Source organism: Plantactinospora sp. DSM 117369, from assembly GCF_053764795.1.
The window spans coordinates 6,138,444-6,152,466 of the sequence record NZ_CM132446.1 but is presented as its reverse complement, the minus strand read 5'-3'; the positions used below and the strand labels follow the sequence as shown (position 1 = coordinate 6,152,466).

The following is a 14,023-nucleotide window of genomic DNA, read 5'->3' as shown; positions in this document are numbered from 1 at the left end:
AACTTCCATACAGGGTCGCTCACTCCACACCTTCACCCCAGGGCGTGCCCCCGCCGCCCGGTGACTCAGGAGCCCATCATGCGGAAACGCGCCACGCGGACAACCGCGGTCGCCACCACGGTCATAGTCGGGTTCGGCCTCACCACCGCAGCCCCCGCCGCCGGCCAACCCGACACCGACGGACCGGACCGGCGGGTGGTCGACGCCGGTGACAGCATCATGATCCGTGGTACGACCTACCGGATGCGGATCGTCAAGGACGGCTTCCGGTACTCGTTCGAGACCCCGACCGGCAAGCCCGTCGCGCCGGCCCACCCGACCTCCGGCCTGCGGATCAAGACCTCCGCCGCGACCGACTTCAGCAATGCCGCCGAGACCCGGCTGGTCTCCAGCCCTCGGGCCGCCACCGCCGTGCTGGCCGTCACGATGACGGACGGCGCGCGGGTCACCGTGCACATCCAGCCGACCGACACGTACGCCCGGGTCACCGTGCCGGACCTGCCCGGGCAGAGCAGCACGGTCGACTTCCGTACCGGCGGGGTGGCCCCGGCGTACGGGCTCGGCGACTACGGTTCGTTCGCCGACGGGCAGCCGGAGCAGGGCACACCGTGCAGCGGCAACGTCCAGGTCCGGCCGAGCACCGAGCTGACCGGCCTGGTGCTGGACAACCTGACCAACGAGGGCAGTTGCAAGCGCTTCATCACCACCTTCACCGTCTTCCCGAAGCAGCGGTTCGGCCAGGTGTGGTTCGCCGAGGGCCAGAAGCGGGTCGGTCTCACCACGGACGAGAACCGGCTCGGCGCCGCCGGCGTCGACGAGGTGCAGAGCCTGTACTACTTCGTCGGCCGCGACCTGCGCCAGGTGTACGCCGACTACCGGCAGGCCCGGCACCGGCACGGGTACGTCGACGCCAAGCCCGCCGAGTCGGCCTTCGGGCTCGGCTGGGAGGCGTACGGCGCGCTCGCCTGGAACACGTACCAGTCCTCGGTGATGGACACGGTCCAGGGGTTCCTCGACCACGGCTACCCGCTGAGCTGGGGCGTGGTCGGGTCCGGCTTCTGGCCGGGGCCGCGCGGAAACAAGGTCGAGGGCACCACGAACAGCTTCGGGATGTGGGACGACACCGCCGAGGAGGGCCGCGACGACGGGCTGCCCAACCCGCGCTACCCCGATCCGGACGCGCTGAAGAAGCTCTTCGCCGACAACGACATCAAGCTCCTGCTCGGCGCCCGCAACAACTTCAAGGCCCTGCCGGCCGACGGCGGCAATCACAACCCGAGCTACGACGGGCCGTTCCTGCAGGAGGCGCTGGACCACGGCTACCTGCTCCGCAACGCCGACGGTACGCCGCGGGTGGTGACCCGGGCCCAGTTCCCGTCCGGCGCCAGCTACGTCCTGGACGGCACCAACCCGGAGGCGGTGCGCTGGTTTGTCGACCGGCTGCGGCTGTGGGGGGTGGACGGGTTCAAGGAGGACACCATGCTCTACGACCCGAACTTCCACCTCGACGGCAACTGGAACGCGGTCCAGAACGCGCTGCACGACGCCAGCGAACTGCTGATGGTGCGCAACGCGGCGTACTCGGTGCCGGGTGACATGCTCCGGATCAACGACACCATCTACGGCACCGGCGAGGTCTACCACGAGGACCCGGACCGGATGCCGGTGAACCTGCTCAACTACGCCGCCTCCGGCGCCGGCAACCTGTCCCCCGACATCGTCGGCGGCACCCCGGGACCGTCGCTGGGGGACCCGGCGTACCAGCGGTACTTCGTCCGCAACGCCCAGTTCAACACGATGCTGCCGGTGCTGACCTTCGGCAAGGGCCCGTGGGAACTCGGCCGCGAGGACTACGCGGCGTCGGTGAAGCGGCTGGCGCTGTGGCACGAGGCGCTGCGGCCGTACATCTACGACGCCGTGCTGGACGGGTACGAGACCGGGTTCCCGAGCGCGGTGACCCCGCTGCCGCTGGCCTACCCGGACGACCCGGCCACCTACGGCCTGGCGAACGACACCACCCGGCAGTACGAGTGGATGTTCGGCGAGTCGCTGCTCGCCACCCCGGTCTTCGGCGCCGACTTCGGCACGGCGCAGACGCGCGATGTCTACCTGCCGGCGGGCAAGTGGATCGACATCGAGACCGGAGCGGTGTTCCACGGACCGACGACCCTGCGCAACTACGCGATCGGCGCCGACCGGATCCCCGCCTTCGCGGGCGGCAAGGGTGTCCTGGTCACCGGCAAGGCCGGGGCGCTGACGGCCGAGGTGTACCCGGTCTCGACCGGCTCCCGCTACACCGCAGGCCGGGGCCGCGACGCGGTCACCGTCTCCAACGCCAACACCGGCTGGGATCCCCGCTCGCTGACCGTGCGGGACACCAGGACCGGCGCCCGGGTCGGCTACCGGATCGACCCGGTCACGGGTGCGCTGCGCTTCCCGGTCGCCGAGGGACACACGTACCGGCTCACCGGCGGCGGCACCGCCGGGCACACCGTCGCGCGGGACACCGCCGTGCCTGGGCGGGTCACCGGCCTGGAGCACGACACCGGCACCGGGACCACGACGCTGAGCTGGGACCCGGTCGAGGGCACCCGGTCGTACGTGGTGACGGCGCAACTGCGGCAGGAGTGCGGCAGCAGCACGCCGGAGTTGGTCGTCGGCTCGGCGACCGGCACCAGTCTGGTGTTCGACAACGAGGATGTCGCCGGCACCTACCGGGTGACCGCGACGAACAGCGTCGGCGGCGGAGAGCCGTCGGAGCCGCATCCGATCGAGCCGTTGCCCGGCGAGGTGGCGCAGGCCGTCGTCGTCACCAACGAGGGGACGCCGTCGACCTGCGATCCGGACAACCCGGCGTACGGCGAGTCGGGTAGCTGGCTCTCCAGCAGCCTGAAGGGCTTCGACGGGTCGGGCAGCCGGTACACCCGAACGGCCGGACTCACCGCCACCTGGCGCGCGGTCCTGCCGGCCGGCAGTTACCAGGTCGAGGTCTGGTCACCCGGGAACACGGTCTGCAGCGCCGACGCGACGTACACGGTCGGCGGGGTGACGGTGCCGGTCGACCAGTGCGCCACCGGCGGGTCGTGGCACTCGATCGGCACGTACCAGCTACCGGCGGGACTTGCCGCGGTGACGCTGACGGCGGGTTCCGGCGCCACCCGGGCGGACGCGGTCCGCTTCACCCGGCCCTGACGAGCGGTCGACGCCGGATGCCGAGGCCGATCGCCACGGCATCCGGGCGTTGACCGCGTGCAACCTCCGGGATTAACTTCCCGGATCGCGCAAGTAACTTTCAGAGAGGGTCTCACATGGCAGCGGAATCCGGCAGCAACCAGAGCGTCGAGCGGGCACTGGGCGTGCTGCGCGCCCTGAGCGCCGGGCGGTCCGAGATGCGCGTCTCCGACGTGGCCAAGGCGACCGGCCTCGGCCTCTCCACCGCGTCCCGGCTGTTGGCCACCCTGGAGAGCGCCGGCTTCGTCGACCGCGACCCGATCAGCGGCCTCTACCGGCTCGGGCTCGACCTGGTCTCGCTCGGCGGTTCGGTCCTGAACAACCACCCGGTGCACCGGGAGGCCCGGCAGACGGCGCAGAACCTCGCCGCCGAGCTCGGGCTGGGCGCCAACGTCGCGGTACGGCGTGGTGACCGGCTGTTCTACCTGCTCAACTTCGAGGGCCGGAACGCCCCCCGGTCGTTCGTCCTCGCCGGGCAGTACAACCCGCTGCACGCCACCGGTCTCGGCAAGGCGCTGCTCTCCGGGCTCACCGCCGACCAGCGGCGCAGCGTGCTGCCGGGCGAGACGCTGCCGGCCTACACGCCCCACACGGTCACCAGCCACGAGCAGCTCGACGAGGAGATCGCCCGTACGCTGGCCCGGGGCTACGCCACCGAGATCGAGGAGTTGGCCCTCGGCCGGGCCTGCGTCGCGACGCCGATCCGGGACGGATCCGGAGCGGTGGTGGCGGGCCTGTCGGTGTCCGGCCCGCTGTCCGCGATCGACCTGCCGCACCGCGAGGCGGAACTCGTGCGGGCCGTGATCGAAGCGGCCGACTCGATCAGCATCGGTCTCGGCTATGTCGGCCCGGCCCACGTCACACCGCAGCGGTTCAGCACGCCAGAGGTGGTGTCATGAGCGCCGGGCGCCGGCTCTCCGACCGTACCTTCGGCTTCCTGCTCACCCTGCCGGCGCTGGTGCTGTTCAGCGCGATCGTGCTCTATCCCCTGGTCGGGTCCTTGACCACGAGCCTGTTCCGGCAGAGCCTGGTGCTGCCCGGGCGCAGCTTCGCCGGGCTGGACAACTTCCGGACCGTCCTCGCGGACCAGTTCTGGCCGGTGCTGCAGAACACCCTCGTGTTCACCGTCGCCAGCACGCTCATCCCGTTCGCGATCGGCTTCGCCCTCGCGCTCGCGCTGCACACCCGGCTGCCCGGCCGGGCCGTACTCCGAGGGCTGTTCCTCTTCCCGTGGATCATCCCCGGCGTCGTGGTCTCGTTCGTCTGGATGTGGATCTTCAACGCCAACTACGGGGTCCTGAACGGCCTGCTGGTACGCCTCGGCCTGGTCGACGACCCGATCAGTTGGCTCGGGCAGCCCGGTACGGCGATGCTCGCGGTGATCGTCGCCAAGTCCTGGGCCAGCTTCCCCTGGATGATGGTGATGCTGCTGGCCGGCCTCCAGACCGTGCCGCAGACGCTGCACGAGGCGGCCGCGCTCGACGGGGCCGGTACGCTACGCCGGTTCTGGCACGTCACCCTGCCCCACCTGCGCGGCATCGTCGGGGTGGTGCTGTTGCTGGAGACCATCTGGAACTTCCAGCACTTCGACACGATCTACGTGCTGACCGGCGGCGGGCCCGCCGGTGCCACCACGACTTTTGCCGTGTCGGTCTACGACACCGCGTTCAAGGGCTTCGACCTGGGCCGCGCCGCCGCGCTCGGCGCGCTCTGGATGGCGCTGCTGTCGGTCCTCGTCGTGGTGTACGTCTGGGCCGCCGAACGAGGGGAGAAGTCGTGACGATCGCCGAATCCAGGACTCTGCCGGCACAGGATGCCGGTACCCCCGCCGCCTCGCCGGGCGCCCGACGCCAACGCCGGCCCCGGCCGTTCGGTGCGGCCGTCACCGTCGCCGTGATCGGCGCCTTCGCCTTCAGCCCGGTCTACTGGCTGCTGGTCACCGCACTCACCCCGAACGACGAGGTGTTCGCCTTCCCGCCCCGGCTGTGGCCCCGGACGGTGACCTTCGAGCACTTCACCAACCTCGCCGACAACCCGGCGCTGGCCCGCTATCTGGGCAACAGCCTTGTCGTCTCGCTGCTGACCGCGGTCCTCACGGTGATCGTCTCCGGCTACACCGCGTACTCCTTCGCGAAGTTCCGCTACCGCGGCCGGCGGTCGTTGATGTACCTGGTGCTGGCTTCCCAGATGTTCCCGCAGGCGCTCCTGCTCATCACGCTCTACCTGGTCTTCAGCGCGTACGGGCTGCTCAACACCTACCTGGCGCTGGTGCTCTCCTTCACGACGTTCACGCTGCCGCTCTGTGTCTGGATACTCAAGGGCTTCTTCGACACGATCCCCGACGAACTGATCGAGGCGGCCAAGGTGGACGGCGCGGGGCAGGGCGCCATCATCCACCGCATCGTGCTGCCGGTGAGCCTGCCCGGCCTCGTCGCCACCGGACTGTTCGCCTTCATCCGCGGCTGGAACGACTTCATCTTCGCCCTCACCCTCGCCGGCCCGGAGAAGCAGACCCTTCCTCCGGGGCTGGTCAACACCTACCTGGGCGAGTTCCAGGCAGCCTGGCCCGACCTCATGGCCGCCTCGCTCGTCGTATCGCTACCTGTCGTCATCGGTTTCATCATCCTCCAGCGCTACCTCGTCGCCGGCCTCACCGCCGGCGCGGTCAAGGGCTGACGCCCCGCATCCCGCGCCGACCGTCCCGGCTCCGGGCGGCCGGCCATGACGCCACACACCTCGTCCCGAAACCACAGGAGATTCCAGATGACATCGTCAGGCAGTCTTCCCGCCAGCTCGCTGTCCCGCCGTAACCTGCTCCGGCTCGTGGGCCTCGGCGCCGGCGCCACGCTGGGCGCGGGGGCCCTCGCCGGCTGCGCCCCGTCGACCACCGGATCCGCCGGGTCGTCGAGCGACGACGGCGGGAAGGACTTCTCGTTCACCGGGTGGTCGCTCAACGAGGCGTCGACGAAGGACGCGCTCCAGGCGCTCCTCGACACGTACGCCAGCGCCAACGGCGCGAAGATCACCACCGCGTCGTACCCGTACAACGACTATCTCAACCAGGTGCTGCTGCAGGTCCGTGGCGGCACGCTCACCGGCGCCGTACAGGTGGACGTCGCCTGGCTCGCCACCCTGGCCGCCACCGGCAAGCTGGTGGAGTTCGGCTCGCCGGCGACCGGTGGCGGCTACACCCAGGCGGCGCTGGACATCGGGAAGGTCCAGGGCAAGCAGTACGGACTGCCCTGGACCACGGCGGGGATCGGCCTGATCGGCAACTCCGAACTGCTCGGCAAGGCCGGCATCAGCACCCCGCCGACCACCATCGAGGACTTCGAGCAGGCGCTGCGCGCGCTCAAGGGACTCGGTAACGGGATCGTGCCGTGGGCGGCGATGACCAAGGTCGACCAGCTCAAGGACTTCATCGCCTGGATGTGGGCGTTCGGCTCGCCGGTCGTCCAGGATGGCCAGGTGGTCGTCGGCGACGACGCCAGCGTAGCGGCGCTCACCTGGTACAAGAAGCTGTACGACGAGAAGCTCATCGCCCCCGACGTGAACCGGTTCGACGCCCGTGCCCTGTTCGCGCAGGGAAAGGTCGGCTACTACGAGGACGCCATCGCGGGCCGGGGCGCGGTTCTCAAGACCGCCCCGGACAAGCAACTCGGCGAGAAGCTGCGGCCCACCCCCCGGCCAGTGCTGACCGCCGGAGCGAAGTCGCGCAACCTGGCCTGGGGACACGCGATCGCGGTCGTGCAGGGCAGCGGTGCCGAGGCGGCGACCAAGTTCGCCGCGACGCTCACCAGCGACCCGAAGTACGGCGCCGATTGGTTCGCCAAGGCAGGGCTTCCGCCCACCACCACAGCGGGGCTGTCCGGTGCGGAGGTCCAGGCGGACGTGTTCACCAAGGAGTTCACCGCCAGCATCGGGGCGTCCGCCGAACCCGACCCGTTCTGGATCTACCCTCAGTTCGCCCAGATCGAACAGGCCCTCGCCACCGGCGTACAGGCCGTACTGGTGGGGAAGGCGTCCCCGAAGGAGGCCCTGACCACGGCCCGTGAGCAGATGCAGGCGCTGACGAAGTGACCTTGCCAGGCGGCGTGCGGGCGATCGCGGTCCTGCGGTCGCCCGCGCCCCGGGCGGTCGTCCGCGCCGGTCAGCAGCTCGCAATCGACATCGACGTCGTGGCCGGACGGGCATCGGTGCCGTCCGGACCTCCGCCGAGGTGTGAACCGTGAATCCCCCGGCGGCATGACACGACGCCCCCGTGACGCCGACGGCGGCATGGCGGCTGGCACCGCGGTCACCCCGTCCCACGGCACCGGTGACCTAGATCCCCAGCGCGGGCCGGGTGGCGGCTGGCGGGAATCCTCTCGACTCGGACAACGCCGTCGCCGCAGGCCACCGCCCGGGCGCGCCACCACCCACCGGGGATGTCACCGTCCGTCGCCGATGTCCGGAACTGCCGACGAAGGTGTCAGGCTCAGGCGCTGCGGGCGCCTGTCCCGCCGTGCGTCTTGCCGAAACGGCAAGGGATCGAATAATCCTGGCCACCCGTCGTTTTCGATGGCGAACCACGGGAGCGGGTGGCTGCGATCGCCATCCGCCTCGTTCCGGCTGAGCTTGAGGAGACGCGGGCATGAGGACGGCGTATGACGACCGCGGAGGGAACCCTTTTCAACCTGAACCGCGCGGCGCTCACGCACTGCGGCTGACCTTGCGGTCCACCGCACCGCAAGGGGAGGTTGAAAAGGGTTCGGTGAGAGCGGCATCGCCGACACGGCACAGCGAGCTGGGTCGGCTGGGGGCGGTGCTGCCGGCCGTACTGGTGCTCTGCCTGACCCAGTTGACGCTGGTCATCGATACCAGTGTGGTCAACGTGGCGCTGCCGGAGATCCGGCAGGCGCTGGGTTTCACCGACGCCGGCCTGTCCTGGGTGGTGACGGCGTATGCGCTGGTGTTCGGTGGCCTGGTTCTGGTCAGCGGCCGGGTCGGGTCGATGATCGGGCCCCGGCGGGCCCTGCTCGTCGGTGTCTCGGTGTTCACCGCCGCGTCCCTGCTGGGGGGATTCGCTGGTAGCCAGGCGATCCTCATCGCGGCGCGCGCCTTGCAGGGTGCGGGGGCCGCGCTGGCGGCGCCGAGCATCCTGGTGCTGCTCATGGCGATCACCGAACCGGGGCGGCAGCGGGCTCGTGCGATGGCGGTCTTCGTCACCTCGATTGGCGTCGGCGCCGCGACCGGCCTGGTTCTGGGTGGGCTGCTCACGTCGGCGTTCGGATGGCAGGCGGTGATGTTCGTCAATGCTCCGATCGGGCTGGCGGTCATCGTCGGCGTCCGGAGGCTGATGCCCGAGCAGGTCCGATCAGCGAGTCGCCTCGACGTCGGTGGCGCTGCGGCGTCCACCGTCGCGATGGCGGCGCTGGTGTACGCGCTGACGACGGCCGCCGCCGAGGGCTGGACCGCCCGACCGGTCCTGGCCGCACTGGCTGTCGCCGTGGTCGGGCTGGTCGCGCTCGTTCTCGTCGAGCGGCGGCACCCGGCGCCGGTGGTCCCGTTGACGTTCTTCACCCGCATGGGCTCGGCCGCGCCGTGGCTCGCGATGCTGCTCATCCCGGCCGGCCAGTTCGGGTTTCTGTACTTCGCGGCGCTCTTCACCCAGGAGGCGCTCGGGTTCACCCCGCTGCAGACGGGGCTTTCGGTGCTGCCGTTCACCGTGGCCCTGCTGGCCACGAATCTGAACACGAGTCGGCTCGTCGCCCGGTACGGCGAGCGGGTCGTCGCCTCGGCCGGGATGGTCGCGTTGAGCGCCGGGCTGTTCTGGATGTCGCGGTTGAACGCTGACAGCACGTTCCTGAGCGGCCTGCTGGGCCCGTTCCTGGCGCTCGGGCTGGGGGCCGGGCTGACCGTGGCACCGCTGACAGCGGTCGTCATGCACACGGCACCGGCCGGACAGACCGGCTCGGCAGCCAGCCTCAACCAGGCCATGCAGCAACTCGGCGGCGCTGTCGGCCTCGCCGTGCTCAGCAGCATCTACGGCGGCTCGGCCGGCGCGTCGGGGCAATCGTCCGCCATGGCCGTCGCGCTGACCTGCGCCGTCGGTTTCCCGCTGGCCGCGCTTGTGCTGTTCGCGACCTGGGCCCGGCCCACGAGCCGAGTTTCCTGACCCGGTACCCCGTGGTCGGGCGCCCGGCTGTTGGGTGGCGCTCACCGCCCGGCGGGCCTTCGCCGCGGAACCGAGAATTCGACCTCGGTTCCCTCGCCTGGACTGCTGTGGATCGTTGTCGTGCCGTTGAGGGCTGTGGATCGTTGTCGTGCCGCCGAGGGCGGTGATCCGGCCGGGTATCGCCTGGGCAATGCCCGGCCGACCGGCCTCGGCCGCCTCGGTCAGCCTCTCCGGAGGGAATCCGATCCCGTGCCGCGGACGGCGACGCGTATCACATCCCCCTCGTCCTCGACCAGCATCCAGGCGCGGGCGCTGGGGCCGGCGTGTCGGCGTACGTTGTCCAGAGCGGCTTGCACCGCCGCGGTCAGCGCTGCGGCGGTGAGGGCCGGCAGCAGCACCGGCTCGGCCGGTCTCCTGGAGGGCCGGCCTCGCCGGCTACGCCGCCGCTCGGCTCATCGCGGTACCGGCCAGGCCGTTCAGCGTGGTCAGGTCGGCCGCTCCCAGGTATGAGTCCGACATCATGACCACCACCAGGTAGTGGCCGACCGCAGCGGCGACGTAGCCGACGTAGCGGTCGCCTTCGTCGTAGGTGCGGAGGAACAGCACCGTGTCCGGCCCGAGGTGGTCCTCGGCGACCGGGTCGAAGCCCTCGTCGTAGCCACCTACCCCGCACCGGGCAAGCTGCGCCTTCAGTTCGGTGACGTACGCATGTGCCCCGTCGCCGCGGTACCAGGCGACGTTCTGGTAGACCCGGAACCGGGTACTGAGGTCGGCTGCCTCGGCGCGGCTCACGACCGGCTGCGGCATTGGCGTGTCCGGGCACGGTTGGGGCAGCAGCGGCCACCTCAGTCCGTCCTCCACCGGCCCCGGCACGGCCCCCCGGAGATCCTCCGGTTGCAACATGACCCGGTCAGGGATTTCCGGTGGCCGCTGCTGCGCCACCGCCGGCCCGCCAACCGACACGACCGCCAGGATCAGGGCCGTGATCACAATCAGTGTCCTTCGCATGCGGACCATCATGCCCATCGCCGGCAATCGATGGAAGGCACCCGGCCGAGCCTCCCTGAGTACGCGTGCTCACGACGGGGCGGCGACTCGGTGCCTCGGCAGTCCTTCCCGTTGTTGACGAGTCCGGGCTGCGACCGGTCCGAAGTGCCGCCGGGGCCGTACCGGAGATCCGCGGATCACGCCCACCGGGCGCTCGACCTGTTCCATCGGAAGTGCCCCACCAGACCGCTGCCAGCGGTACCGACAAGGTGTAGGGCCGGAATGTGTCGGCAGTAGACAGCGGGTCAGGCCGCTCCGCTCCGTATCGTGAGCGCGACGATCACCTCGGTCGCCACGCAGAACCTCTCCGCCTTCAACCTCGACCTCGACGGGCTGACCGTCCGTTCGGTCACGGTCGGCGGGCACTCGGCCAGGTGGAGCCGGGACGGGGGCGAGTTGACGGTCACCCCGGCGTGGGGCGTCGCACGGAATGCCACCTTCACCACCGTGGTGCGCTACGACGGCGTACCGCAGACGATCGACGACCCGGCGATCGGCACCTCCGGCTTCGTCCACACCGCAGACGGCATGGTCGTGGCCGGCCAACCGCACGCCGCCGCCACCTGGTTCCCGGTCAACGACCACCCGAGCGACAAGGCGTCGTACACCATCCGGATCACCGTGCCGGACGGCCTGACGGCGGTCTCGAACGGCGTCCTGACCGGCCGCTCCAGCCGGGACGGCCGGACCACGTGGAGCTGGGACGCCCGGCAGCCGATGGCTTCCTACCTGGCCACCGCCACCGTGGGCCGGTTCGACCTGCGCGCGTACGAACGGGACGGGGTCCGCTACTGGGACGCGGTCGACAGCGAGCTGACCGGGCCGGTCGTGCGGCCACGCACCGGGGACCGGCTGCTCTACTCCCGGAGCGGCGCGCCCGGCTACAAGCGGCTCTCCCGGACCATCGACGTCCCCGCCGACGGCGCGCAGCTCAGCTTCTGGGCCAGCCTGGACACGCCGGACCCGGGCTTCTTCTTCGTCGAGGCGCACACCGTCGGGTCGGACGACTGGACCACCCTGCCGGACGCCGACGGCTACGCCAGGGGCTACGCCGGGTCGATGTGCGACAGCATCCCCGGCACGCATCCCTTCCTCGCCCACTACCTGAGCGTCGGGCCCGACGGCACGTGCGCGCCGTCCGGCACCACCGGCAGGTGGTTCGCGCAGAGTTCGTTCAACTATGGCAGCGAGTACGGCAGGTGGACGGTCGATCTGGCCGCGTACGCGGGCAAGCGGGTGGAGGTCTCGCTCTCCTACGTCACCAAGGCGCCGGGCCCGGCCGACGACACGACCGAGCGCACCGGCGTATACCTGGACGACCTCACCGTCTCCACCGGGGCCGGCAACACCTCCTTCGAGGCGGACGGGGATGTCCTGGACGGCTGGACCACGCCGGGCGCTCCGGCGGGCAGTCCCGCCAACCCGAACACCTGGGCCGCCACCACGGTCGACGGGCTGCCGTCCGCGGGCAGCGTCATCGATCGGGCACTCGGCCGCCAGCCCGAGGTCATCGAGTTCCTCGCCGACGCGTTCGGCCCGTACCCGTTCCCCACGGCGGGCGCCATCGTCGACAAGGCGCCACTCGGCTTCGCGCTCGAGACCCAGACCCGGCCCGTCTACTCACCCGACTTCTTCGCGTACCAGAGCCAGGCCGACAGCGTCGTGGTCCACGAACTGGCCCACCAGTGGTTCGGCGACGCCCTGACGGTCCGGCAGTGGCGGGACATCTGGCTCAACGAGGGGTTCGCGACCTACGCCGAGTGGCTCTGGGAGGAGCACGACGGCGGCTCGACGCCCCAGGAAACCTTCGACTACTACTACCGGGAGTTCCCCGCCGACTCACCGATCTGGCAGCTGAAGATCGGCGATCCCGGTGCGGCGGAGATGCTCTCCCCGGTCGTCTACAGCCGCGGGGCGATGACGCTACAGGCGCTGCGGGTCACCGTCGGCGACGCCGCCTTCTTCGACATCCTGCGCACCTGGACGGCTTCCCGGGCGGGTGGCACGGTCAGCACCGACGAGTTCATCGCGCTCGCCGAGCAGATCTCCGGGAAGTCTCTCGACGAGTTCTTCGCCGCCTGGCTCTACAGCACGACCAAGCCGGCGGCGCCGGGCGTCCGGCGCGGCCCCGACCAGCCGAGGAAGGATCTGGTACGCGAGCCCCGGTTCAGCTCGTCGCTCCGGCCCGACGGGCCGCCGATGCGCTACTGATCGACCGCGGGAACCGTCCGGTGGTACGAGCCGGCCCACCGGCCCGTACCACCGGGACGGGCTCGGCTTCGGGCGCGCCCGGCGTGTGCGTGCGCGGCTGTCGTGAGCCGTCGGTGTGGTCGCGGTCCGGAGAGCCGGCATCATGATGTCGACACTCCGGTCTGCCGTGGTTGTCGGCGGGGTCGCCGCTGTCTCGACGGTACGGGCGGCGGCGCGACGGTGGCGCCCGGCACGAGCGGGCACTCGACGCTCTCGCACTGGGCCGCCTCCGTCGCCTCCGTCGCCTCCGCCTCCTCTGCCGGCTTCAACAGCCGAACCAGCAGCCGGGTCGCCTGTCGGCCCATCTGCTCGCGGGGCACCACCAGCCCGGTCCAGGGCGTGTCGTCACCGCGGGCACCCGTGGAGTCACCGAGAACGACGATGCTCAGGTCGCCCGGAACCGACATGCCCTGCCGCTCACCGCACGCCAGGAGCTCCTGGGCGAGGACGTGCTGTTCCGCGACGACCGCGGTGACGCCGGCCCGCCGGATCTCCGCGAGCAACCCCGCCACCTCGTCCGGCGACTCGAGTGTCCACACCGGGCCGACGGGCCGGCGCAGGTCTCCGGCCGGCACCGCGCGCCGGAACCCCTTCTCCCGGTCGCGGCTCGGTTGGGCGTCACCGTTGCCGATCCGCGCGTACACGACCCGCTCGTGTCCCACCTCGAACAGCCGCTCGGTGAGCTGCTGCGTCGCTCGGGCGTAGTCGGCGGCGACATAGGGGATCGGCGGACCGCTGACCTCGCGGTGTCCCACGTAGACGAACGGGTAACCGGAGTCGCGAAGCTGCTCGATCTCCTCGACATTCGGATAGCGGCCGAGGAGCAGCGCACCGTCGGCCAGGGCCAGCCGCGTCGACCCGTCCCGGAAGATCTGCCGGCCGCCGGCAACGCCGGTGAACAGCAGCAGATCGTACCCGAGCTCGGCGGCCTCCTGCTCCATGCCGAGCAGGAACGGGAAGTAGAAGTCGAGGCTGGTGGTGGGGAAGACAGGTTCAAAGGTGTAGACGCCGATGATCCTGTTGCGACCGCCGGCGAGCGACCGCGCGGAGGCATTGGCGACGTAGCCCAACTCGCGGATGACGCTCAGCACCCGCTCCCGGGTCGCCGGGCTTATCCGCACGCCCGCGTCGCGCTCGTTCAGCACGAGCGAGACCGTCGTCTGGCTGACGCCGGCGAGGCGGGCGACGTCGGCCTGGATCGGTCGCCTCGCCGGCCCGCGGGTCATTCCTGCCCCTTGCTAATGCGCCCGACTGTGGTGATCGCAAGCTTCACCCGGGGGTTGCGGCAGTGTCAAGGGAGCTGGCACGAGTCTCCCGACGGCCAGCGGCAAGAAACGA

General features: G+C 70.8%; 9 protein-coding genes. 7 read left to right on the top strand and 2 right to left on the bottom strand.

Annotation, left to right across the window (positions count from 1 at the left end):
- Nucleotides 1–78 precede the first annotated feature (78 nt).
- From ACSMXO_RS26330 to ACSMXO_RS26305, 6 genes are all read left to right on the top strand, one after another.
- Entirely contained in the window at nt 79–3,192 is a 3,114-nt protein-coding gene (locus ACSMXO_RS26330) for a golvesin C-terminal-like domain-containing protein (protein WP_455414219.1), read from the top strand.
- Nucleotides 3,193–3,308: 116 nt separating this feature from the next.
- Nucleotides 3,309–4,130 carry an IclR family transcriptional regulator gene (locus ACSMXO_RS26325; RefSeq protein WP_346256993.1) on the top strand — a complete coding sequence of 274 codons (822 nt, stop codon included), beginning with the start codon at nt 3,309–3,311 and terminating at the stop codon, nt 4,128–4,130.
- Nucleotides 4,127–5,011, top strand: coding sequence for a carbohydrate ABC transporter permease (locus tag ACSMXO_RS26320; RefSeq protein ID WP_455414218.1), 885 nt, complete (start codon nt 4,127–4,129; stop codon nt 5,009–5,011). Before ACSMXO_RS26325 ends, ACSMXO_RS26320 begins: the two co-directional genes overlap by 4 nt.
- Nucleotides 5,008–5,907 carry a carbohydrate ABC transporter permease gene (locus ACSMXO_RS26315; RefSeq protein WP_455414217.1) on the top strand — a complete coding sequence of 300 codons (900 nt, stop codon included), beginning with the start codon at nt 5,008–5,010 and terminating at the stop codon, nt 5,905–5,907. The genes ACSMXO_RS26320 and ACSMXO_RS26315 overlap by 4 nt, the downstream gene beginning before the upstream one ends.
- An 87-nt stretch (nt 5,908–5,994) precedes the next feature.
- Nucleotides 5,995–7,311: an extracellular solute-binding protein gene (locus ACSMXO_RS26310; RefSeq protein WP_455414216.1), complete on the top strand. Its 1,317-nt coding sequence runs from the start codon at nt 5,995–5,997 to the stop codon at nt 7,309–7,311.
- 673 nt (nt 7,312–7,984) lie between these two features.
- Nucleotides 7,985–9,388, top strand: coding sequence for an MFS transporter (locus ACSMXO_RS26305; RefSeq protein WP_455414215.1), 1,404 nt, complete (start codon nt 7,985–7,987; stop codon nt 9,386–9,388).
- Between the two features lie 435 nt (nt 9,389–9,823).
- On the opposite strand, the gene ACSMXO_RS26300 is transcribed toward ACSMXO_RS26305, so the two are convergent.
- On the bottom strand, nt 9,824–10,396 hold the full coding sequence (locus ACSMXO_RS26300) for a hypothetical protein (protein ID WP_455414214.1): 573 nt from the start codon (nt 10,394–10,396) through the stop codon (nt 9,824–9,826).
- A gap of 306 nt (nt 10,397–10,702) precedes the next feature.
- On the opposite strand from ACSMXO_RS26300, the gene ACSMXO_RS26295 reads away from it, so the two are divergent.
- On the top strand, nt 10,703–12,646 hold the full coding sequence (locus ACSMXO_RS26295; protein WP_455414213.1) for a M1 family metallopeptidase: 1,944 nt from the start codon (nt 10,703–10,705) through the stop codon (nt 12,644–12,646).
- Between the two features lie 140 nt (nt 12,647–12,786).
- Here the strand turns inward: ACSMXO_RS26295 and ACSMXO_RS26290 are convergent, their stop codons facing one another.
- On the bottom strand, nt 12,787–13,911 hold the full coding sequence (locus ACSMXO_RS26290; RefSeq protein WP_455414212.1) for a LacI family DNA-binding transcriptional regulator: 1,125 nt from the start codon (nt 13,909–13,911) through the stop codon (nt 12,787–12,789).
- Nucleotides 13,912–14,023 lie beyond the last annotated feature (112 nt).

What these genes read in the sequence shown, in the direction of transcription:
- ACSMXO_RS26330 (WP_455414219.1), top strand. Translation starts at nt 79, where the DNA reads ATGCGGAAACGCGCCACGCGGACAACCGCGGTCGCCACCACGGTCATA.
- ACSMXO_RS26325 (WP_346256993.1), top strand. Translation starts at nt 3,309, where the DNA reads ATGGCAGCGGAATCCGGCAGCAACCAGAGCGTCGAGCGGGCACTGGGC.
- ACSMXO_RS26320 (WP_455414218.1), top strand. Translation starts at nt 4,127, where the DNA reads ATGAGCGCCGGGCGCCGGCTCTCCGACCGTACCTTCGGCTTCCTGCTC.
- ACSMXO_RS26310 (WP_455414216.1), top strand. Translation starts at nt 5,995, where the DNA reads ATGACATCGTCAGGCAGTCTTCCCGCCAGCTCGCTGTCCCGCCGTAAC.
- ACSMXO_RS26300 (WP_455414214.1), bottom strand. Translation starts at nt 10,396, where the DNA reads ATGCGAAGGACACTGATTGTGATCACGGCCCTGATCCTGGCGGTCGTG.
- ACSMXO_RS26290 (WP_455414212.1), bottom strand. Translation starts at nt 13,911, where the DNA reads ATGACCCGCGGGCCGGCGAGGCGACCGATCCAGGCCGACGTCGCCCGC.